Genomic DNA, 21,329 nt, shown 5'->3' on the forward strand with positions numbered 1-21,329 from the left:
TCTAAGAGTTTTTGCGCTCGTTTACAAGCGTTGTAAGCTGCCAAATTTCTTCGCCAATATCAATTCCGCGAGGGCATTGTCTTGAACATGCTCTAACTGACTGGCATGCGCTAATACCGTCACTGCTGTCTATTAGATCAAGACGATGCTCTGTTGCGTTGTCTCTGGAATCGTAAATAAAACGAGCCGCATTAACCAATGCTGCAGGCCCAATAAAGGCTTCTCCGCCTGCATAAATTGGGCAAATTCCTTCGCAAGCACCGCACATAATGCAATTGCTCAAAAGCTCAAATTTTTTAAGTTCCTCAGGATGTTGCAAAAACTCAATAAGCTGGAGTTTCCCTTCAGTATTTCTCGTAGAAACGTTAGATGCTTGCAAATAAGGTTCTAAGCGTTTTATTTGTGAAATCATAGGCGAAATATCGCAAATAAGATCTCGCTGAACTGCAAATCCTGAAAGTGGAGCAAGCTCAATAATACCAAAAGTGCCATTTTGCAAAGTGGTAGTTTCTTTAGATTTTTGCTGTAAAGTTGGCGATTTTTCCGACTGTGAGGAGCTGCTAGCAGTGCCAGTTTTTCTAAAGCCTCGAGATTGCACGCTATTTGTGCTTTCAGGACGTGCGTTTGCGCCAATAGTTGCACTGCATAGTAAGGTTGGCATGCCATTTACGTTTGCAGCGTCAGAACCGCAAACGCCGTGACCGCATGAGTATCGGAAAGCTAAAGTTGGGTCGATTGTGCGTTTAATAGCTAGTAAACAGTCAAGAATAGTGTCAGTAGAATGAACGCGTAAACTGTAATCTTGAACCCAATGCTTACCTTGAATTCGTTTTGGAGAAGATTCGTAAGATTCGGAAGATTCACTGGATTCACTAGATATTCTGGATTCACTAGATTTTGAAGAATTATTTATGTTATTTTCTGAAGAATCTAGTTTTGCGAAAGGATTACTGCGCTTTCTGCGCGCAAAAGGACTTTCTCTGCGCTTGTGCTCTGTCTGTTTACTGTTTGAATCATCTTCAGATTTATTAAATGGAGTAAAGCGTGAAATACGCAAAGTAACAAGCGCAGTGTTATCACCAAGCTCATTACTCATTGCAAACCTCCAATACGTACTGTTCTAGTTTGCCACAATACTTGCACAGAACTAGAACTGATTGCGTCGTTATTTAGTCGCGTGGATATTCGTGTGGTAGAGATTTGAGATTTTTCGCACTGAGCGCGGCGAACGTCAGAGCCGCAGGCTGCTGATTCGCCAAGCGAAGAAGAAAAATCGAAAAATCTCTGCGATTGAATGAGGTTATTAACGATTAAACACGCAGAGTTTGGGGGATTTCTCTACGAGCACTAAAAGAGGACTGAGGAAGCAACATTCCTTAAAGAACAAAGCAGACAGTAAAACCTTTAACAGCCAAAGCGACTGAAGGACGGGACGTGCGAGGAGAGAAATCCCACGAAACTCGCGCCACATTAAACGAATTGTAATATAAACTTGTAGCTTGATTACTGTTTTTGAAGTTTGTCTTGCTCCTCACGTTAGGCTTGAACTATGACTGACGCTTTATTTTTGCTTGATACTGATCACGATAATGCTCCTGTGCTTGCAGAAGGAATCGAAGAAGGGTGGACGATTGCGCTTCCATCTCAAGTAAAACGTCACGCTATATCCGCAATGCGGTTATCAGAAGGCGATGCTTTGCAACTTTCTGACGGCAAAGGCTTGCGCATTCACGCAAAAGTTACGGATGTCGAAAACGGCTTGGTTCGTGTAGAAGCATTTACTAGGGAAGCTCCTCGCATGACTAGACTTGCGCTTGTTCAAGCTTTGGCAAAAACAGGTCACGATGAGCAAGCAATTGATATGGCTACGCAAATTGGCGTGGATGAAGTAATCCCTTGGTGTGCGGATCGTTCAATTGCAAAGTGGAAACCTGGTCGCACAGATAAGCGTTGGAGTCAGGTTTTACAGTCTGCTACAGAGCAATCTCGCCGAGCATGGATGCCTGAACTTCAAGAATGTGTTTCAAGCAAGCAAATAGTGGCAATATGTAGACGTGCGTGCGTTTACGGAAATCTCGTAGTTGTATTGCATCAAGACGCAACTGATTGCTGGAATCAAATAGAACAAGCAGTAAATACTCTTAGCGAGCGCTGTTTGGAGGATGGTAAAGAGCGTACTGTTTACGTTTTGGTTGGGCCAGAAGGCGGTATTAGTGACGATGAAGTGTCAATGTTTATTGATGCTGGTGCTAAAAGCTGCGTTTTAGGCAGTAATATTCTTCGCGCATCTACTGCAGGTCCTGTAGCTCTTTCTCTTCTTTCGCGCGCTTTAGGACGTTACGAATAATCGCATAAATCGTATCTAAAAGTGCTCATAATTGTGTAAAATAATAAGAAGAGCGTCGATTGCTTTTTGGCTTTTGGCGTTGATTTCATTTAGTAACAAATAGGGGAGAAACAATGAGTGATATCACTTACAATACTGATGCTGATTGCATTTTTTGTAAAATTGTTGCTGGGGAAATACCGAGCAGCAGAGTTTATGAAGACGATTCGGTAGTTGCTTTTAAAGATATTAATCCGCAAGCAAAAGTGCATGTGCTGATTGTGCCACGCAATCACTATAAGAATGTTGCTGAGCTTGCTAGTAAAGCTCCTGAAACTTTGGCTCATATTGCTGGTGTCGCACAAAAAATTGCTGATGATGAATTCAACGGTGATTATCGACTCGTATTTAATACTGGTATTGATGCTGGTCAAACAGTGTTTCATGTTCATGCTCATGTATTGACTGGCGAAAAACTTGTAGAAGGTAGCTTGTAAACCGTGACGAAAAGTACTACGCGTTTTGTGCAAATTCCTAGCGAATTAAGCTCGGTTGCAGTTTTAGGTGCTGCAGATGCTGGTTTGCGTGAAGTAGAACATGCTTTTCCAGAAGCAGATATTACTGTGCGAGGCAAAGATGTTCAAATTGTTGCTCGTTCAGCTAGAGCAGATGAAGATGCAGCTAAAGCTGAGTATGCGTTTAGGCGCATGATTGATGCAGCTTACGAACAACCTATGGATGCGTACGAAGTAAGACGCATGCTTGAGCGTGATATTTTGCATAACGATGAACACAATGTGCGTATAAACCGTATCGGTCATGATGGTGGAGTGCTTGGAAATAGTATTATTTCTTCGTCGTATGCAATTAATAATTCTGTTTCGCGTGCTGAAAATGAGTTTTCAAGAGATTCAAGTGAGCTGTTGCCTTCTAACGAAGAAGCGCATCGCCGTGCTATGAGCAGAAGAGCTCGAATGAGTAAAGGCGTGATTACGTTTGCTGGAGGAAATCCTGTTCGCGCAAAAACTGCTGGTCAAACAGCGTACGTGCAAGCAATGGATTGCAATATTGTAACGTTTGGAATTGGTCCTGCAGGTACCGGAAAAACGTATTTAGCAGTTGCTAAAGCTGTTCGTGCATTGGAAGATGGAAGAGTTCGCAGAATTGTTCTTACTCGTCCTGCTGTTGAAGCTGGCGAAAACTTAGGATTCTTGCCTGGTACTTTAAACGATAAAGTTGATCCATATTTGCGCCCACTCTATGATGCACTTTCTGACATGCTTGGATCTGCACAATTAAAACGCTATCTTGACGAGAATGTTGTTGAAGTTGCTCCTCTTGCTTATATGCGAGGTCGCACATTAAACGATGCTTTTGTTATCCTTGATGAAGCACAAAATGCGACTGTTCAGCAATTAAAAATGTTCCTAACTCGACTCGGTTTTAATACAACCATGGTGATTACAGGAGATAGTACGCAAGTTGATTTAGCAGTTGTGCGTTCTGGTCTTGTTTCTATTGAGAAGATTTTGGGCGAAGTTAAAGATATTGCTTTTGTGCATTTGCAAGCAGAAGACGTTGTGCGTCATGCTTTGGTTGGTCGTATTGTGGAAGCATACGAAAATTACGATGCAATGCTTGAGCGTAAAAAACGTGAACGTACTAAAGAATCTACTGAGAGGAATAACGAATAAATCATGAGCATTGAAGTCATGAATGAAACAGTGTGGAATATTGACGCTAAAATCTTCTCGGATCTTGGAATGTGGGTTCTTCAACAAATGAAAGTAAGTACGCATTCGGATTTATCGATTACTTTTGTTGATCCAGAGCCAATTGCTTGTTTGCATGAACGTTGGATGAACCTAGAAGGCCCAACGGATGTTATGAGTTTCCCAATGGACGAGCTTACTCCTGGAAGCGATGAAAAAGTTTCTGAAGGAATGCTTGGAGACTTGGTGATTTGCCCGTGGGTTGCTCAACAGCAGGCGCTCGCAGCTGGGCACAGTACTATGGAAGAAATGTTGTTGCTAACTATTCATGGTATTTTGCATTTGCTTGGCTACGATCACACTACTCCGGAAGAAGAAAAGCAAATGTTTGGTTTGCAACGTCAACTAATGCTTACTTTTTTCGCTGCTAGATCTGGAGAATTGTATGATGCAACTTTGCCAGAAGGTGCAGTAAACGAGCTTGAGCGTTACGATGCTGAGCATGAAGCGAGTAGCGTCAAAAATAAAAATAAAAAACAGCATTAAAGCGCATTAAGAGCATAATTATGGAATATATTAAGCAAATATTTTCTAGCATATCAGTTCCGCAATTGCCGTTGCATATCTGGATTGGTTTAGCTGCATTGCTTATGCTGGCAATGCTGCTTGTATGGCTTTCGCTTGCAATGGCTGCTGCAGAAGGTGCAGTGCCTAGAGTTACTCGTGCAAGCTTAAATAATCTTATGATTGAAGCGCAAACGCATGATGATGAAACTAGTGCCATAGTGCGTATGCGTCGAATTGCTAGAATCCACCGCGTAAAAAAACTGATTGCTGACCGTTATACAACTTCTGGAGCATGTGCTTTTGTGCGTGTTCTATGCAACGTTTTAGATGGAGTTTTGTTTGCTTCTTTAGCTGCATTTTTCGGCTCGCCTTTATGGGTAACTCTTATTATTGGTGTTGTTGTTTCAGTAGTTGTAGCTGTGATTTCTATTCTTGTTCGTCCACGTTCAGTTGGTGCGGCTCAACCTGTAGCAAAGTTGATGCGACTTTCTCGCATTGTGTCTATTGCTATTGCGATTAATCCTTTAGTGCATATTGCTAGCGATGTTGACGTCACTTCTAGGAAAAAGCATGTTGATCTTTCAGATGATGAAGCTTTGGAAGATATTCAGCTGGATCAAGCAAAGGCTAGTATTGACCGACTTGTTGAAGCGAATGATTTCGATCCGGAAGTTTCGGAAATGATGCGCAATGTGCTCACGCTTTCAGATACTTTGACTCGCGAAATAATGGTGCCTAGAACCGATATGATTTGCGTAAAAAGTGACGAAACGCTGGAAAATTTCCTTAAATTATGCTCTCGCTCAGGATTTTCTCGAGTTCCCGTTATTGGAGATTCTGTAGATGATTTAGTAGGCGTTGCTTATTTAAAGGATGCTGTACGCGCTACTGTGTTTAATCCTGCAGCATCTTCTAGAGCAGTTGAAACAATTAGCCGAGACCCCATGCTTGTTCCGGAGTCGAAGCCTGTTGACGATTTATTCCATGAAATGCAACGAATTCGCCAGCATGTGGCAGTAGTAGTTGACGAATACGGCGGTATTGCTGGCTTGGTTACTATTGAAGATGCTATTGAGCAAATTGTTGGCGAGTTAGAAGATGAGCACGATCGCACTCAGCATGCAGATCCAGAAGAAATACGTGACGGTGTGTGGAAAATGCCTGCTCGAACGTCAATTGCAGATTTGGAAGATATTTTTGAAGTTCATATTGACGAAGACGATGTGGATACTGTGTTTGGTTTGCTTACGAAGTTGATTGGTAATGTGCCGATTGTTGGTTCTAGCGCTGTTACGAGAGGACTAAAATTAACTGCTGTAGATTCAGCTGGTAGGCGAAAGAAAGTATCTACTATTTTAGTAGAGCGAGATGCGCAAGTTTTGGAAGAGTCTAAGGATAATCAAAACGATATTAGCTCTTCCGAAAAATCTGCTGAAAGCAAACAAACTAACGCTTTGAAGCAAGCTAGTACTATGAAACAAACGAATATGATGAAATAAAGAACTGGACGGTAAGAATAACGTGAATAATATTAACAACTTTGACGACGCTGATGACTTCGACGATACTGATGACTTCGATGGCACTGATGATTTCGACGACGAGATGTTTGCAAATCTTGACTCATCAACTCGCGCCACGATTCCGACTCCTGATTTTCACGGTTATCGTTCCGGTTTCGTAGCTGTAGTTGGTAGGCCAAACGTTGGTAAGTCAACGCTTATGAACGCTCTTATTGGAACGCAAATTGCTATTGCGTCTTCTCGTCCGGAAACTACGCGTAAGGCTATTCGCGGAATTGTTACAACCGACAATGCGCAAATGGTGTTGGTTGATACTCCTGGTATTCACCGTCCGCGTACGCTTCTTGGTCAGCGTTTGAACGATATTGTTGACGAGTCGCTTGCGGATGTTGACGCGATTGCATTCTTGCTTCCAGCAGACCAGGAGATAGGGCCAGGAGACAGGCGAATTTTAAGCCGTCTTCGCTCTGATTTTGCTAAAAAAGATGAGAAGGGCAATTGGACTTGGAAGGTTCCGCTTATCGGTATTGTTACGAAAATCGATACGCTTAGCCGCAGCGAGTTAGTTGCGCATTTGCTTCAAATTCAGCAGTTTGCCGATTTTACGGATATTGTGCCAGTTAGTGCGCTGGAACGCGACAATGTTGACGAAGTTAAGAATGTTTTGATTCAAAACTTGCCGGAAGGTCCGCAAATGTATCCTGCGGATCAGCTTAGCGAGGAAAGCCCAGAAAGTATGATTTCGGAGCTTATTCGCGGCGCATTTTTGGAAGAATTGGACGACGAGTTGCCTCACTCTTTAGCTGTTGTAGTTGACGATATTGTGTATCCGGGTGGTGGTGATGATACTCAATACGACGACAATAAAGCGCATGTGCTTGTGTCTGTTTATGTTGAGCGCGATTCGCAAAAGCCGATTATTATTGGCCATCGTGCGGAGCATTTAGTGCGCGTAAAGAAGCGTTTGCGCACGGCAGTAAATCGCATTACTGGCACAAAAGCTGTGCTTGAATTGCATGTGAAGGTTGCAAAAGGATGGCAGAGCGACCCTAAGAAGCTTGAGCGTTTGGGATTCTAGGCTATTTTTGGGTTAATTTCGTTATATATGTCTCACTCATGATACATTTGTAACGTTTTTTGGGTCAAATCCGTTACATATGTCTCGGCGATGAGACATTTGTAACGTTTTTTGGCTGATTTTCGTTAGATTTGTCTCGGAGGTGAGACAAACATAACGCTCGTCGTAAGTCAGCTCAGTCTAGTCTCATTCTGTCTCAAATAGCCTTTATCCACATTGATCGAAATCTATTGTGCATTCATTGCTTATCTCATAATCTCAGGCTTATGAAAAAGTCTAATGTTAAAAGCATGCTCAAAAAAGCTGAGTTTGAGCATCGTTGTTTTCATCCAATCAGCAATTCGCAAAGGCAGTGTGCTTATAGGTACACTAGGTCAGGATTGCTTGTGAGAGTATTTTCAGGTCTTTATGCAAGAACAGAGTATTGGCAAAATTTGTATACAGCTGAGCAAATTCGCCATATAGCGTTTTCTTTGATGGATATTCATCCAGACTGGAAATTTACAGGTGTTACTGCTGCTGCGCTAATCGGCTACGATGTTGTGAATGATTATGATCACATAGCATATGATTATAAAACTGATTATAAAACTGGTAAAAATCGTGATTGCTCCAAAATGTTGCAGTCTCAATCAACTCCAATTTACGTTCGCACTATGACCAGAAAGTCTGTAAATGATAATCCGTTGCTACGTAGAATTAATGCAACAGGCAGAGAGATGGATGGCACTAGTGATGATGTTCGAATTGTGCGGGGAAGAGAGGGAAGTGGCGGTCGCTTAGTTGCCCTTCCGCATTTAAGTGACAATATAAATTACGAAGTTCGAAGTCATATTGTAGATAAGAGCACAATGCTTTTCGATGTTGCAAATAGCGTTAATTTTAGATTAGCATTGTCGATTTTTGATTCTGCGGCTCGCGATAATGTTGATTTTGCTAAAGTCATTTCTATTTGTGAAAGTCGATATTCGACTTTGGATGTTAATAATTATAAAAGTGTTGCTGCAACAACAACCTCTGATTTATTTGAAAGCACATTTTTTGGAAGATGCTGTGAAACTAGAGTAGATAAGTTTCTTTCACTTAGACGTCTCTGCTATTTTGCAAGTGGATTAAGCGAAAATGGCGGGGAATCGTTCGCGCGAGGAACGATGATTTCGCTCGGATTTATGGTGCCAGAATTGCAACGCGAGTTTATATTACCGCACTCAGGTGGCAAGTATAGGTGTGATTTTTTGTGGCGGCTTCCCAATTCTGAGTTGATTGTTGGCGAGCTTGATGGGCATTCAAAGTATTACGTTGATTCGGATAATTTTATGCATACTAACGTCGATTTTAATTCGTCTTTCGATAATCGAATGTTGCGTAAATCGTACAATCCTAGTGTTATTAATCGCAATATTGACAGGCAGGCTGAGCGTGAAGCGTTGCTTATGAAGGAGTGTGGAGTAAGCAGGATTGTGCGTTTTACCATCCCGGATATTGTTAATCCTAAAAGGATTGAGAGTAAGTTGATTGATGCAGGAATTCCTAGGATTATTAAGATGCTGTGATTTATGCGAGTGATAGTGGCTGTGCGCTGACTTTGTGTCGTTGGATTTGTATCGCGCGTTGTAACGTGTTAACTACATTTTCTGTTTTGCATCAGATTTGTTATATATGTCTTGGAGGTGAGGCGTTTGTAACGTTTTTTGACCTAATTTCGTTAGATTTGCATCATTGATGAGACATTTGTAACGTTTTTTGGCTGATTTTCGTTAGATTTGTCTCGGAGGTGAGACAAACATAACGCATAAGCATGTGGTCGAGGCAAAACGCGGGAGTGTGGGAGGATAGATATGAAACGCGGGAGTATGGGGTAGATACGAAAAACCGCGGTAGACTAGTTAATTACAAGTCAAGCCGCGGCTTTGCGATATGCACTTAGTTAAGTTAAGTTCAGCTAACTTAACTTAAACAAACTACTTTTTGCGCGTCGTATACATTTGCGTATTAAGTAAAGTAGTGTAACGCTTAATAACTCGTGGACGAATAATCTTCATAGACGCAGTCATTAAGCCGTTTTCTTGCGTAAACTCTTCTGGCAAAATAATGAACTTTCGCACAGATTCTGCGCGTGACACGCCTTCGTTGGCAAGATCTATAAACTTTTGCACTTCAGCACGAACAACAGCATTATTAGCAGCCTCTTCCATGCTCATAGTGGCGTCAAGACCTTTGAGTTTAAGCCAATTTCGCAAAGTTTCTTCGTCTAAAGTAACAAGTGCAGAAATAAATGGACGCTTATCTCCAAGAACGAGAGCTTGAGACACAAGTTCGCATCTCTTAATCATCTCTTCAATAGGTCCAGGAGCAACGTTCTTACCGCCAGCAGTAATAATCAAATCCTTCTTACGGCCGGTAATATAAAGCATGCCATCGTCGTCAATTCGTCCCAAATCGCCTGTCGCATACCATCCGTCTTTAGTAAATGAAGTTTCTGTTGCTTCATCGTTTTTGTGATACTTGTGGAATACGCAAGTGCCTTTAATTTGCACTTCGCCGTCGGATGCGATTCGCAAAGTAAAAGCTGGGAATGCAATGCCAACAGAACCTTCTCGGAATGGAACTCCAATAGGAGTAAACGCACATGGTGCAGTAGTTTCTGTAAGACCATAACCTTCGTACACAGGAACTCCTGCGCCGCGGAAGAATGAAAGCAATTCAGGATCTAGAGGAGCACCACCTGCAACAATCCAGCGTGCGCGACCGCCAAGAGCTTGACGAAGTGGACGATAAACAAGTGGATCGTAAGCAGTGCGGCGAGCCTTAGTAAGAGCCTTAGCGTCACCAAATTCCTGAACTTCCTTCATATACTGCTGAGCCGTCACAACAGCACCCTGGAAGGCCAAGCCTTTAGCACCGTGACCAGCCTTCTGCGAAGCTGCGTTATAAACCTTCTCAAGAACTCGAGGGACAACAATCATAACTGTAGGTTTTGCAACTTGCAAATCGGAAATCAAAGTAGGAATACCTTGAGCAATATAAATGCGTAACGTACTTGCAACGACAATATAGTTAATTGCTCTTGCAAAAGAGTGCGCTTGAGGAAGGAACAGAAGCACAGATCCGTCTTTTTCGCTAAGCAAATTTGGCAAGTAAACAGGCAAATTCAACGCTGTAGTGCAATAGTGTTCGTGAGTCATTTCCACACCTTTAGGTGCAGCTGTGGAACCAGAAGTATAAACAATAGAGCACAAGTCTGTTTTCTTTACAGAATCAATGCGAGCGTCTAGTTCCTCATCGCTAACAGCGTATCCGAAAGCTTGAAGTTCTGCCAAGCCGCCTGTTTCAATGCAAATAATGCGTTCCAAGCTTGGGCATTCTTCAATAGCTCCATCAGCTTTATCTCGCATGTCAGTTGTTTCAACAATAAGGAAACGCGAGTCGGAATTATTCACAATATTGCGAATTTGCTCAGCTGAATCCGTGTCATAAATAGTTGCAAGAACACCGCCGCAAGCCATAACTGCTGCGTCTGTTACATCCCACTCGTATGATGTTTTGCACATAAAAGCAACAGCATCGCCTTTGCGCAATCCGTAGTGCATCAAACCTTTTGCAGCATCGCGTACTTCTTGAAGGAACTGATTAGCTGTTTTTGTGACCCACTTATCGTTTTCTTTATAAGTGTAAAGAGGATCGTCGCCCATACGTGCTGCGCGATCTGCGTATAAGTCATAAATGCTTGTGCCTTCGTCAAGAGGTGCTGCGCTTTCGGTTTTTGTGGTCAGCAAGCCTGTTTCCGGATCGATAAACGTCGTTGTTGGCATTTGCGCGCCCCACTCTTCTACGTGTGGAAGGCGTTGCTTTTGTGAAAGTAAAGTATTTGTGTTTTCTTGATCCGTATTAAGGTAGTCTGGTTCGCCTGCACGGTCATCGCTGACTGGGTGCGCGAAGTTACTGCCAATACGCAATGCTTTACGGGCAAGATTAAACGCTTGCTGTTGGAGTGCATTAAAAACGGACACATTTGCTCCTTCATTATGCCAAACGGCTTGCGGATTAAGCGCACATCATAGTATCATGCTATGCGCTTGCATACTATTAACTATAATAATCGTTCGTATGCTCAAGTAGCAGTTATATTCGATTTGATTAGTAATAATTTTGTATTTGCCATAAGTCGTAGCCTGTCGTTAGAATAGCAAAGTTGCTTTGGCGAGGGAATATGCCACTAGCTTGCGATTAGCTTGTTGGCAGAGTTCCGTTATCGACTGGGCTGATAGCCTCTTATGGTTTTCGGCGCGTCGGTGCGCCTGAAGCTGGATTAACAAACTAAACTATCCAGACCATAAGGAGACCGATATGGCTACAAAAATTGCTCTTGAAGGTGAATTGCGCACTGAGTTTGGTAAGGGTGTTGCTCGTCGTTTGCGCGTAGCTAAGCTGATTCCAGCAAGCCTTTATGCTGGCGGTGCTGAACCAGTGCATGTTACTCTTCCAATGCGCGAAACCACTTTGGCTTTGCGTCACGCTAATGCTTTGTTCACTATTAAGTTTGGCGAGGAATCTCGCATTGCAGTTGTTAAGGATGTTCAGCGTAACCCTGTTAAGCGCATTGTAGAGCACATTGACTTCTACGAAGTTAAGGCTGGCGAAAAGATTGACGTTGAAGTTCCAGTCTTCGTTGAAGGTACTCCAAAGGGTGCTGCTGTTGCATTCGTTGACGTTCAGGAGCTCAAGGTTCGTGCAGACGTTGCTAACTTGCCAGAGCGTTTGGTTGTTAACGTTGATGGTTTGACCGACGGCACCAAGGTGTTTGCTAAGGATGTCAAGCTTCCTGAGGGTGTTGAGCTCGATATGGATGGCGAAGAATCCGTTGTGAGCGTCACTGTTCCTGAAGATGCTGCTACAGCCGAAGCTGCTGCTCCTGCTGCAGATGCCGCCGCTCCAGCTGCTGCTCCTGCTGCAGAAGAAAAGTAAGTTTAAAATAAGTTAACGTATTTAATTACTAATTAACTTATAATTTATAACTTATAAAATAGTTTAAAATTTTAAGCCGCATAAGTCAGTTCTTATGCGGCTTTTTCGTATAAAATCATTGAATTTTCTAAATAAATTTTAGTTTAAAGCGTATTTTTTGAAATATTTTTTGAAAAATTTTGGCGTGTAAGTTTTGCGAAAAACAAGAATCGTATTATTCTATACGTTAATTGCGGTAAAAGGCAAGTAGAAATAATCCACATAGAAAAGAGACATAATGGCTGATTTAGAAGTAGCTCCAGAGTTTTCTGACGCTTATGAGTCTTATGATCATAGCGATACAGCTCTGTTGAACAAATTGGCTGGCAACTTTGAAGTTCTGCCGAATGATAATCCAGTTTCGGACGCAAAGCGCAACGAACTTATTGATAAGCCTGCTTTCGGTCAGATTTTCTCCGACAATATGGTTCATATGTCTTGGACTAAAGGCGAAGGATGGTCTGATCGTCGTGTAGAGCCTTACGGTCCATTGAAAATGGATCCAGGTGCATCTGTGTTGCACTATGCTCAGGAATGCTTTGAAGGTTTGAAGGCTTACAAGCGCGCTGATGGCTCTATTTGGCTTTTCCGCCCAGATATTAATGCTGCTCGTTTCCAAAATTCTGCTAAGCGTTTGTATTTGCCAGAACTTTCTATTGACGACTTTATTGGATCGGTTGCAGCTTTGGTAAAGCGAGATAAGCAATGGGTTCCAAGCCGTCGAGAGTATACGCTTTACATGCGTCCATTCATGTTTGCTTCTGAGCCATTCCTTGGTGTGCGTGAAGCTCATGAAGTTGAATACTGTGTTATTGCTTCTCCATCTGGTCCATACTTCAAGGGTGGTTTGAAGCCTGTTAGCATTTGGGTTGAAGATCAGTGGTTCCGCACTGGTCCTGGCGGTACTGGTTTTGCTAAGTGCGGCGGAAATTATGCTGCTTCCTTGCTTGGTGAATACAAGGGCATTGAGCACGGTTGTGAGCAGGTGTGCTTCGTTGATGCTGCAACCAAGACATATTTGGAAGAGCTTGGCGGCATGAACATGTTCGCACTCCACAAGGATGGTCATTTGGAAACTCCATCTCTCACCGGCAGCATTCTTCCTGGCGTTACACGTCGTTCTTTGATTCAGCTTGCTGAGGAAGCAGGTCATAAGGTTGTTGAAACCATGATTCCTCTTCAAGGATTGCTTGACGACATTCGTTCTGGCGAGGTTACTGAAGTCTTTGCTTGCGGTACTGCTGCAATCATTACACCAATTGGTCGCTTTAAGTCCGATGAATTCGACCTTAAAGTTGCCGATGGTGGCGTCGGTGAGTTGACTCAAGCTTTGCGCGACGAGTTACTCGGCATTCAGCTCGGTGATGTCGAAGACAAGCATAACTGGATGTGGAAAGTTTGCGACTAATTTATATAAGTTAGTTAATATTATCTAATCTAATATTGCTTATGGCGCGTCGTACTCTATATTTAGATATCGTATAGAGTGCGGCGCGTCTGCTTGTTGCGCGCAATGTTTCGGTGAATTTGTTTGAAGGGAAATGCTTTGGAAGGCGCGTTAGGGGACAACATCTTCTTTCTTATAGTTGAGTATGTTGCTATGGGATGTTGTGGAATGGTTGGTGGCATGTGGGCTATTCGTAAAAAGTACGATGTTTTTGCCATTATTGCCACTTCTTGGATCACTGCGTTGGGCGGCGGAATTGTGCGCGATGTTTTACTTGGAGCATTGCCGCCTGTTGGTATTGCTGATCATGGTTTTGTGATTACTGGATTGCTTTCCGGTGTAATTGTTGCAGTTGCGCACCCGGAGATTGATAAGTGGCGTTGGTTTATGCTTACGATTGATGCGCTAGCTTTGGGATTATTCGCTGTGAACGGCACGGCAAAAGGCTTAGATTTTCATATGTCGGGCACGACTTCAGTATTTTTAGGAATGGCAACTGCTTTGGGAGGCGGTTTGATTCGCGACATGATTTTGAACCAAGTGCCTGTTATTGTGCGAGATAAGCATTGGTATGCTTTACCTGCTGCTTTTGGATGCGTATTAACTGTTTTTGTTGTAAAAGCAAAGCATGCAGGTTACTTTGGTTTAACTGTTGAAATATTGCTTGATATTCTTATTGTTGCTCTTGTTGTTGCAATGCGCTTGTTGTCTGTGAAACTAGATTTAACTTTATTTGGAGCAATGAATCGCACAGAACCTATTAAGGTTAGACGTCCTCGTATTCGTCGTATTAATAATCGTCGTCGTTAATATTGCATGCGATGATAAAAATAATCCCCAGCACCGATTGGCACTGGGGATTTTTCCTTACATGCTGTGTTATGCAGTTACCTGCACAAACTTCACAGAGCGTTAATCGCTACAGCAAGACCAGACTTGCGGTTTGCAGCCTGATTCTTATGAATCACGCCACGACCTGCAGCCTTGTCAAGCTTCTTAGCGGCTACTGCGAAAGCGGCCTGCGCTGCAGCCTTATCACCAGCGGTGATGGCTTCACGAGTAGCACGAATAGCGGTCTTCAAAGCAGACTTTACTGCTACGTTACGCTTGTGTGCTTTCTCGTTGGTGAGAACACGCTTTTTCTGCGACTTAATGTTTGCCACTGTTACTCCAAACGACGTTTGCTATATAAGGACATACAAAGAGTAAGCATAGCATGCTTCTTGGATAACGTTATTACTTACTGTGGTGCGAGTTTTTCTGATGTTTCTTTTCGTAAACTAGGGTAGTAGAGTTGGTAAGATTAATTACTTGCGTAGCTTACGCAATTTAATATTATCCGCGTATTTAATAAGGAGATGCTTGCTTTGATTACACCGCATAACCAGCCAGGATTTACGGATCAATCGTTGATACGCAATTTCTGCATTATTGCGCATATAGATCATGGCAAGTCCACTGTAGCAGATCGTATTTTGCAACTTTCAGGAATTGTGCCAGAGCGTGAAATGCGAGACCGTTTCTTGGATCGCATGGATATTGAGCAAGAGCGCGGTATTACTATTAAATCGCAGGCTGTTCGCGTTCCTTGGACTTTTGAAGGCAAAGAGTATTCGCTTGGAATGATCGATACTCCTGGTCACGTCGATTTTACTTACGAAGTTTCGCGCGCGCTGGCAGCATGCGAAGGTGCAGTGTTGCTTGTTGACGCAACTCAAGGCATTGAAGCGCAAACTCTTTCTAATCTTTATATGGCAATCGACCACGATTTAACAATTATTCCTGTTCTTAACAAAATCGATTTGCCAAGTGCTGAACCAGATAAGCATGCTGAAGAAATAGCTGGATTAATTGGCTGCAAGCCGGAGGACGTATTGCGTGTTTCTGGTAAAACCGGCGAAGGTGTTAAAGACTTACTTGATCAAATTGTGCTGGAAGTTCCAGCCCCAAGCGGAAATCCTGATGCCCCTGCTCGCGCTCTTATTTTTGACTCAGTCTACGATTCGTATCGCGGAATTGTCACCTATATTCGTATGGTTGATGGCGAGCTTAAGTCGCGCGAAAAATTGCATATGATGGGCATTGGCATGACGCACGATCCTATTGAAATCGGCGTTATTAGCCCAGATATGACTCCAACAAAGGCGCTTGGAGCAGGCGAAGTTGGCTACGTAATTACAGGCGCAAAAGACGTGAGTCAATCTAAAGTTGGCGACACCATTACTAGCGCCGTAAATCCTGCATCTGAGCCTTTGGATGGCTACCGTGACCCTAAACCTATGGTTTACGCAGGTCTTTTCCCAATTGACAACGCGCAATTTCCAGATCTTCGAGATGCTCTCGACAAGCTAAAACTTAACGACGCGGCTCTTATTTACGAGCCAGAAACTTCGGTTGCGTTGGGCTTTGGTTTCCGTTGCGGATTCTTAGGTCTTTTGCACATGGAGATTGTTTCCGAGCGTTTAAGCCGCGAGTTTGGCTTGGATCTTATTTCCACTGCTCCTAACGTAACTTACGATGTAACTAGTGAAGACGGCAGTGAGCATCATGTAACGAATCCTAGCGAGTTTCCAGAAGGCAAGATTAAGCGCATTATTGAGCCAATGGTTGCTGCAGATATTATTACGCCGAAAGAATTTATTGGTGCTGTAATGGATTTGTGCCAGGAACATCGCGGAGAAATGGGCACAATGGAATACATTAGTGCAGACCGCGTGGAAATGCATTACAGGATTCCTCTTGCAGAAATCGTTTTTGACTTCTTTGATCAGCTTAAAAGCCGCACAAAAGGCTATGCTTCTCTTGACTACCACGAAGATGGCGAGCAGTCTGCGGATCTTGTGAAAGTTGATATTCTTATTCAGGGAGATAAGGTTGACGCTTTTAGCGCAATCGTGCACCGAGATAAGGCTTATTCTTACGGCGTTATGATGACTAAGAAGCTTCGTGGACTTATTCCTCGTCAGCAGTTTGAGATTCCAATTCAGGCGGCAATCGGCTCTAGAATTATTGCTCGCGAAACTATTAGCGCTCTTCGAAAAGACGTGCTCGCTAAATGCTACGGCGGCGATATTACGCGTAAACGCAAGCTTCTCGAAAAGCAGAAGGCTGGTAAGAAGCGCATGAAGATGCTCGGACACGTTGAAGTTCCGCAGGAAGCATTCGTTGCGGCTTTGGCTACAGACGAGAGCGCAAACGACAGAGACACTAAAGATAAGATTCGCGCAGCGCAAAAGTCTGAAGGATGAGTTTAGAGTTGGATGCTGAATTAAATAAATCAGCTATGCAAACTAAAAGTATGCCTTTTGAAGTGTACGTGCACGTGCCGTTTTGTTTGCGTCGCTGCGGTTATTGCGATTTTAACACGTATACAGCTCGCGATTTGGGTGAAGGTGCTAGCCGCGAAGGTTATGCGGATGTTGCGATTCAAGAGATGCGTCTTGTAAAAAAATGGCAGGAATATCACGGAATTTTCGAGCCTAAAGCGCAATCTGTTTTCTTCGGTGGAGGCACTCCAACAGTTCTTAAAGCGCAAGATTTAGTGCGAATTTTGCAAGAAATACGTAACTTGTGGGGGTTTAATAAAGACGCGGAAATAACTACTGAAGCAAATCCGGATACTGCAGACGAAAAGTATATTGAAACGCTTGCAGAAGGCGGATTTACGAGAATATCTTTCGGAATGCAATCAGCAGTGCCGCACGTTCTTAAAACTCTTGACCGCACGCATACTCCAGAAAACGTAACTCGCGGTGTAAAAGCAGCAAACGCATATGGTTTGCGTTCAAGTGTTGACTTGATTTATGGAGCTCCGGGAGAGAGTCTAGACGATTGGCGAAAGTCACTAGAAATGGCTTTAAGCCTAGGTGTTAACCATATTTCTGCATATGCGCTGACGGTAGAGCCGCGCACAAAAATGGGCCGTCAAATCGCTGCTGGCACTATTCAAGCGCCAAACGACGATGATGAAGCTGCAAAATACGAGTTGGCAGACGAGCTTTTTAGTTCTGCTGGATTAGAGTGGTATGAGATTTCTAATTGGGCGCGTCCGGGTTTTGAGTCTCGTCATAATCTTGGATACTGGCGAAACATTGATTGGGCTGGAATCGGTCCTGGAGCGCACTCGCACTACAATGCTGCAAATCACATTAGTAAACAAAGCATGGATGATAACGCTTCTTTAGCTAATCCAAACGAGTTTTATAATCTTCGATCATGGGATATTTTGCATCCAAAACATTGGGCTCATGCTATCAACGCAGGAAACGTGCCGTGGCAAAACTACGAATGTATCAATGCAGAAGATGCGCTTATTGAAGAAGTAATGCTTGGGCTTCGCATTAAAGAAGGGCTTGATATTTCACAATTGTGCGAAAAAATGCGCGAAACTAATAAGGTGTTCGATGATTCGCATTTGCAAAAAGTGTTACGCGAAGTGTGTAAGGAAGATTTGGCAGTGTTGCACGAAAATCGCATTATCGCAACGCGCAAAGGTAGGTTGCTCAACGATTTATTAATAGAAAGAATTGTTGACGCGTGTGAAGAAGGTCTTACCGTGCTAAAATAGTGCGTATTGTGTCATAAATGCTTGATATACGAAAATTCAATGTAGAAAGGAACAATCATGGCAAACCGCAAAGAGCGTCGTGCGAAGGAAAGGCAGAGTCGCAAGGGGATTCCTTCTCAATATGACGAAACAAAAGGTCGCGCTCGCGGAGGCATGATTGACGAATACAATTTACAAGAACGTTCTAGAAGACTTCAAGAGAAGGGAACTGGTCCTTGGAAGCCAACTTCTAACGTTACAGCTGAAGAAGAAAGAATTGCTCGAAATATTCGCCGAACTGAATCAGTAGACGACACTTGGAACGCAGTTCGTAAGGTTATTGGCGTTTGCTCGTGGGCTGTGATTTTGGTTTCCGCATTTGCTTTCTTGGTAATAATGTGGCTTCCTAATCAGCCTATTGTGCTTGTTGTAACTGTTGCAGTTCTGTTTGCGCTGGGCGTATTTGGCTTGTTCTTTAGCTTTAGTAATTCTAAACAGAATCCGCGCCTTGACGAGCACGGCACCGCGATTTAGGTTGATTTAGGTGTGTTTATAAATAAATAAATAAAACTGTTTTTAATGAATTAAGGTGGGCACTTGTAACACAATGTGCTCGCCTTTATTTCTTAGAATCTACTCGTTGAATACGTCGGAGTGTGTCCCCGTGCGAGAAGCAGTTAAAACAAGCTCGTTTTCCTTAATTATGTAAATAAGCAGCCAGTCTGGTCTTACATGGCATTCGCGGAATCCTCTGTATTTGCCTTTAAGTGGATGATCTTGGTACGATTCGTCAAGAATCTCTTCGTTGCGTAACTTTTCAAGTAATATATCAACAAGATGTGTATCGTATCCGCGCTTTCTGATTCGCTTCATGTCTCTTTTAAACTGTGAAGTGTACGTTAAAGTAAGCATAATTAATCTTCCTTAAAAACGTCGTCCATCATCTCGGATACTGAGTTATAGCGTTTTGCTGGAATTTTTCCAGATAGAATATCTTCGGCTTCCTTAAACGCGGCGATTGTTTCTTTATTGTATTTTGGCTGCTTTAAGTCGAATGGGAGTCCTTCTACCATAAGCGACTTGTGCAAGAACATGTTGATTGCATCGCTAAGAGTTATGCCGAAGCTGGCGAATAATTCCTCTGCTTGTGCTTTAACATCCTTGGTGACGCGCACGTTGATGCTTGCGGTTTTCGCTGTATTGTTTGATTTCGTTGCTGTTGCGCTGATTGCCATAATATGCTCCTTGATTTTATGTTTATAGTGCTTTGCTTCTATAAGTCGTTAGTTTTTGACGTGTTAATTTTGTCTGTTTTTCTAGTTTTTGATATTCATCTATCAACTTTTATTACATTCTACAATGTATTATTTTGTTTTACAATGCACTATAAACGTTTTACAAAGTATCACGATTGTATTACGTTTGCTGCCTGCTGTTTTTGCTACAAGCTACGCTTCCCGCCTATGTGCGCGCTTACACAATAGGATGATTTACATAGTAGTCGTGAATTGACTGCTTCGAAATAATCTCTTCGCTGCCCTTATCTTCTGGCACACCTATTCTCGCGCGAATCCACGGATCTTCTTTATGCGTTCTTTCGCTGAGCTGATTTCCTGTAAGATTTCCCAGTTTCGCGCACACTTCCTCTATGATTTTCACCTGCTTATAGTCTAAAGTTGCGCATCTTTCTGGAAGAGAAATCAGTAGTTCTTCTTTGCGAATTGTGAATCTTCCTCGATGTCTGTTAAATAATTCCAATGAAACTGGACCGTTCGTCCAAGCTTCAAAATCTTCCGGGAATAGCGACAATCCAGTTGTAGCTAAGCTGTGCGCTTGAGAATAATACACAAGCTTTTGCAGCTTCATAGTTGTCATTGGCCCCATAATTTCCAATATTTTTGCCGCTACGTTAATAATGCCCATCGCGCACCTCCTTTTTCTTCGCAACAAATTAATAGCGATTTTATGAATGGAAAAAGTGAGCGTCAATTCGATTAAAGAAATGTGGACAACTTTTATTATGCGTCGTTTTTTAGCTTGTGTAGTTTTAGCTTGTGTAGTTTTTGGCTTGCGTTAATTTTGTGAATCTATAAGCGCGTAGCCATGTCTTACAAGCACAGATTTAAGTTGCGCAAGATAAGCGAGTGAAGCTTTTGAAAGCTTCGTGCGTTCGTTTGTAATCCAGCCAACAAGCATAGTGTCATCACACTCAAGCGGAATAGTGACGATTTTTTCATTGTTTAAATCGCCGTTATCTATTCCAGTGCAAACGGTGTAACCATTCAATCCAATAATAAAGTTTAAAATGGTAGCGCGGTCAGAAACGTTGATTTTTTTCGGTGGGCGAGTAGGCCAAACAGCCTCTTCTGCGAAGAAGAAACTTCCTTCTTCTCCCTGTTCGTATTGAATAAACGGATACGGTTTCAAATCTTCCAAGCTCAAGCTTTTTCGCACTGCAAGCGGATTATTTCTAGAAAGAAAAACATGCAATCTTGCACGGAAAAGCGGGTGGAACTCCAAATGTTTTTCACGAAGCAGCTTGCCGATTACATCCCTGTTGTAGTCAGAAAGATAAAGAATTCCAAGGTCTGCGCGCATATCGCTTACTTGCTTAATAATATTTTTTGTGCGCGTCTCGCGAATTGAAAACTCGTATTCGTCAGAATGAATACTGCGAATCATATCGACGAATGCTTCAACAGCAAACATATAGTGCTGTGTTGCAACGCTGCATAATTGTGGGCGAGGCTTAGTACTTTTGTAGCGTTCTTCAAGAAGATCCGCCTGCTCAATTACTTGTCGAGCGTACGTCAAAAACTCCGCTCCATCAGCTGTTAATGCAATTCCTTGAGTGGATCTAGTGAAAATCTCAATATTAAGTTCTCTTTCAAGCTCTTTTACAGAAGAACTCAATGCTGGTTGTGAAATATATAATGCTCGTGCTGCTTCGTTCATTGAACCGCAGTCAACGATTTTTACAATATATTTCAGTTGTAGCAAAGTCATATGAGCTTCTTTCGTGAGCTAAAAGTTAAAATAATTATCAAAAATCACATAAATGAGCCGCTAACGAATCTAGCAAAAGGTATAGGCATAACCTAATTCTTAGTTGCTATAACTATAGTT

Annotated in this window: 20 protein-coding genes; 13 read left to right on the forward strand and 7 right to left on the reverse strand. The window is 42.7% G+C overall.

Annotation, left to right across the window (positions count from 1 at the left end; translation table 11 throughout):
* Position 1 precedes the first annotated feature (1 nt).
* Entirely contained in the window at positions 2-1,096 is a 1,095-nt protein-coding gene (locus AC1EKT_RS01285) for a succinate dehydrogenase/fumarate reductase iron-sulfur subunit (RefSeq protein WP_481615925.1), read from the reverse strand.
* Positions 1,097-1,549: 453 nt separating this feature from the next.
* Here AC1EKT_RS01285 and AC1EKT_RS01290 point away from each other — a divergent pair, with 453 nt between their 5' ends.
* The 7 genes from AC1EKT_RS01290 to AC1EKT_RS01320 all read left to right on the forward strand — a co-directional run bounded on the left by AC1EKT_RS01290 (position 1,550) and on the right by AC1EKT_RS01320 (position 8,759).
* A complete protein-coding gene (locus AC1EKT_RS01290; RefSeq protein WP_415687164.1) occupies positions 1,550-2,347 on the forward strand; it encodes a 16S rRNA (uracil(1498)-N(3))-methyltransferase in 798 nt (265 codons plus the stop codon).
* A 113-nt stretch (positions 2,348-2,460) separates the two neighbouring features.
* Positions 2,461-2,823 carry a histidine triad nucleotide-binding protein gene (locus AC1EKT_RS01295; protein ID WP_004106318.1) on the forward strand — a complete coding sequence of 121 codons (363 nt, stop codon included), beginning with the start codon at positions 2,461-2,463 and terminating at the stop codon, positions 2,821-2,823.
* A 3-nt stretch (positions 2,824-2,826) separates the two neighbouring features.
* Positions 2,827-4,020 (forward strand): PhoH family protein, encoded by a 1,194-nt coding sequence (locus AC1EKT_RS01300; RefSeq protein WP_391495826.1) that lies wholly within the window; start codon positions 2,827-2,829, stop codon positions 4,018-4,020.
* 3 nt (positions 4,021-4,023) lie between these two features.
* Positions 4,024-4,584 carry an rRNA maturation RNase YbeY gene (ybeY, locus tag AC1EKT_RS01305; protein ID WP_064340645.1) on the forward strand — a complete coding sequence of 187 codons (561 nt, stop codon included), beginning with the start codon at positions 4,024-4,026 and terminating at the stop codon, positions 4,582-4,584.
* Between the two features lie 20 nt (positions 4,585-4,604).
* Positions 4,605-6,104 (forward strand): hemolysin family protein, encoded by a 1,500-nt coding sequence (locus AC1EKT_RS01310; protein WP_415682923.1) that lies wholly within the window; start codon positions 4,605-4,607, stop codon positions 6,102-6,104.
* Between the two features lie 22 nt (positions 6,105-6,126).
* Entirely contained in the window at positions 6,127-7,206 is a 1,080-nt protein-coding gene (gene era / locus AC1EKT_RS01315) for a GTPase Era (RefSeq protein ID WP_415682924.1), read from the forward strand.
* 266 nt (positions 7,207-7,472) lie between these two features.
* Positions 7,473-8,759: an AMP-dependent synthetase gene (locus AC1EKT_RS01320; protein WP_415689827.1), complete on the forward strand. Its 1,287-nt coding sequence runs from the start codon at positions 7,473-7,475 to the stop codon at positions 8,757-8,759.
* Between the two features lie 408 nt (positions 8,760-9,167).
* Here the strand turns inward: AC1EKT_RS01320 and AC1EKT_RS01325 are convergent, their stop codons facing one another.
* Positions 9,168-11,216 carry an AMP-dependent synthetase/ligase gene (locus AC1EKT_RS01325; RefSeq protein WP_415682926.1) on the reverse strand — a complete coding sequence of 683 codons (2,049 nt, stop codon included), beginning with the start codon at positions 11,214-11,216 and terminating at the stop codon, positions 9,168-9,170.
* Positions 11,217-11,553: 337 nt separating this feature from the next.
* On the opposite strand from AC1EKT_RS01325, the gene AC1EKT_RS01330 reads away from it, so the two are divergent.
* From AC1EKT_RS01330 to AC1EKT_RS01340, 3 genes are all read left to right on the forward strand, one after another.
* Complete coding sequence (locus AC1EKT_RS01330; RefSeq protein ID WP_481615926.1) at positions 11,554-12,171, forward strand: 50S ribosomal protein L25/general stress protein Ctc; 618 nt, start codon at positions 11,554-11,556, stop codon at positions 12,169-12,171.
* 277 nt (positions 12,172-12,448) lie between these two features.
* Positions 12,449-13,618: a branched-chain amino acid aminotransferase gene (locus AC1EKT_RS01335; RefSeq protein ID WP_004106516.1), complete on the forward strand. Its 1,170-nt coding sequence runs from the start codon at positions 12,449-12,451 to the stop codon at positions 13,616-13,618.
* 138 nt (positions 13,619-13,756) lie between these two features.
* Positions 13,757-14,467 carry a trimeric intracellular cation channel family protein gene (locus tag AC1EKT_RS01340; RefSeq protein WP_415682990.1) on the forward strand — a complete coding sequence of 237 codons (711 nt, stop codon included), beginning with the start codon at positions 13,757-13,759 and terminating at the stop codon, positions 14,465-14,467.
* A gap of 92 nt (positions 14,468-14,559) precedes the next feature.
* Here AC1EKT_RS01340 and rpsT read toward each other — a convergent pair whose 3' ends face one another.
* Positions 14,560-14,820: a 30S ribosomal protein S20 gene (rpsT, locus tag AC1EKT_RS01345; protein ID WP_004106518.1), complete on the reverse strand. Its 261-nt coding sequence runs from the start codon at positions 14,818-14,820 to the stop codon at positions 14,560-14,562.
* A gap of 204 nt (positions 14,821-15,024) precedes the next feature.
* On the opposite strand from rpsT, the gene lepA reads away from it, so the two are divergent.
* Genes lepA through AC1EKT_RS01360 form a run of 3 tightly spaced genes read left to right on the forward strand, consistent with a single transcriptional unit; the run spans position 15,025 to position 18,737 of the window.
* Positions 15,025-16,905 (forward strand): translation elongation factor 4, encoded by a 1,881-nt coding sequence (gene lepA / locus AC1EKT_RS01350; RefSeq protein WP_481615927.1) that lies wholly within the window; start codon positions 15,025-15,027, stop codon positions 16,903-16,905.
* Positions 16,902-18,224, forward strand: a complete 1,323-nt coding sequence (hemW, locus tag AC1EKT_RS01355; protein ID WP_481615928.1) for a radical SAM family heme chaperone HemW — start codon at positions 16,902-16,904, stop codon at positions 18,222-18,224. The genes lepA and hemW overlap by 4 nt, the downstream gene beginning before the upstream one ends.
* A gap of 57 nt (positions 18,225-18,281) precedes the next feature.
* Positions 18,282-18,737, forward strand: coding sequence for a tripartite tricarboxylate transporter TctB family protein (locus tag AC1EKT_RS01360; protein WP_415682930.1), 456 nt, complete (start codon positions 18,282-18,284; stop codon positions 18,735-18,737).
* A gap of 99 nt (positions 18,738-18,836) precedes the next feature.
* On the opposite strand, the gene AC1EKT_RS01365 is transcribed toward AC1EKT_RS01360, so the two are convergent.
* From AC1EKT_RS01365 to AC1EKT_RS01380, 4 genes are all read right to left on the reverse strand, one after another.
* Positions 18,837-19,115 (reverse strand): type II toxin-antitoxin system YafQ family toxin, encoded by a 279-nt coding sequence (locus AC1EKT_RS01365; protein WP_415682931.1) that lies wholly within the window; start codon positions 19,113-19,115, stop codon positions 18,837-18,839.
* A 2-nt stretch (positions 19,116-19,117) separates the two neighbouring features.
* Positions 19,118-19,438: a type II toxin-antitoxin system RelB/DinJ family antitoxin gene (locus tag AC1EKT_RS01370; RefSeq protein ID WP_415682932.1), complete on the reverse strand. Its 321-nt coding sequence runs from the start codon at positions 19,436-19,438 to the stop codon at positions 19,118-19,120.
* Positions 19,439-19,676: 238 nt separating this feature from the next.
* On the reverse strand, positions 19,677-20,126 hold the full coding sequence (locus tag AC1EKT_RS01375; RefSeq protein WP_415682933.1) for a Panacea domain-containing protein: 450 nt from the start codon (positions 20,124-20,126) through the stop codon (positions 19,677-19,679).
* Positions 20,127-20,276: 150 nt separating this feature from the next.
* On the reverse strand, positions 20,277-21,209 hold the full coding sequence (locus tag AC1EKT_RS01380; RefSeq protein ID WP_481615929.1) for a LysR family transcriptional regulator: 933 nt from the start codon (positions 21,207-21,209) through the stop codon (positions 20,277-20,279).
* Between the last annotated feature and the right edge of the window lie 120 nt (positions 21,210-21,329).

This window comes from Bifidobacterium sp. C0047B3 (assembly GCF_056590535.1).

What these genes read in the sequence shown, in the direction of transcription:
- AC1EKT_RS01285 (WP_481615925.1), bottom strand. Translation starts at nt 1,096, where the DNA reads ATGAGTAATGAGCTTGGTGATAACACTGCGCTTGTTACTTTGCGTATT.
- AC1EKT_RS01290 (WP_415687164.1), top strand. Translation starts at nt 1,550, where the DNA reads ATGACTGACGCTTTATTTTTGCTTGATACTGATCACGATAATGCTCCT.
- AC1EKT_RS01295 (WP_004106318.1), top strand. Translation starts at nt 2,461, where the DNA reads ATGAGTGATATCACTTACAATACTGATGCTGATTGCATTTTTTGTAAA.
- ybeY (WP_064340645.1), top strand. Translation starts at nt 4,024, where the DNA reads ATGAGCATTGAAGTCATGAATGAAACAGTGTGGAATATTGACGCTAAA.
- AC1EKT_RS01310 (WP_415682923.1), top strand. Translation starts at nt 4,605, where the DNA reads ATGGAATATATTAAGCAAATATTTTCTAGCATATCAGTTCCGCAATTG.
- AC1EKT_RS01320 (WP_415689827.1), top strand. Translation starts at nt 7,473, where the DNA reads ATGAAAAAGTCTAATGTTAAAAGCATGCTCAAAAAAGCTGAGTTTGAG.
- AC1EKT_RS01330 (WP_481615926.1), top strand. Translation starts at nt 11,554, where the DNA reads ATGGCTACAAAAATTGCTCTTGAAGGTGAATTGCGCACTGAGTTTGGT.
- AC1EKT_RS01335 (WP_004106516.1), top strand. Translation starts at nt 12,449, where the DNA reads ATGGCTGATTTAGAAGTAGCTCCAGAGTTTTCTGACGCTTATGAGTCT.
- hemW (WP_481615928.1), top strand. Translation starts at nt 16,902, where the DNA reads ATGAGTTTAGAGTTGGATGCTGAATTAAATAAATCAGCTATGCAAACT.
- AC1EKT_RS01360 (WP_415682930.1), top strand. Translation starts at nt 18,282, where the DNA reads ATGGCAAACCGCAAAGAGCGTCGTGCGAAGGAAAGGCAGAGTCGCAAG.
- AC1EKT_RS01365 (WP_415682931.1), bottom strand. Translation starts at nt 19,115, where the DNA reads ATGCTTACTTTAACGTACACTTCACAGTTTAAAAGAGACATGAAGCGA.
- AC1EKT_RS01370 (WP_415682932.1), bottom strand. Translation starts at nt 19,438, where the DNA reads ATGGCAATCAGCGCAACAGCAACGAAATCAAACAATACAGCGAAAACC.
- AC1EKT_RS01375 (WP_415682933.1), bottom strand. Translation starts at nt 20,126, where the DNA reads ATGGGCATTATTAACGTAGCGGCAAAAATATTGGAAATTATGGGGCCA.
- AC1EKT_RS01380 (WP_481615929.1), bottom strand. Translation starts at nt 21,209, where the DNA reads ATGACTTTGCTACAACTGAAATATATTGTAAAAATCGTTGACTGCGGT.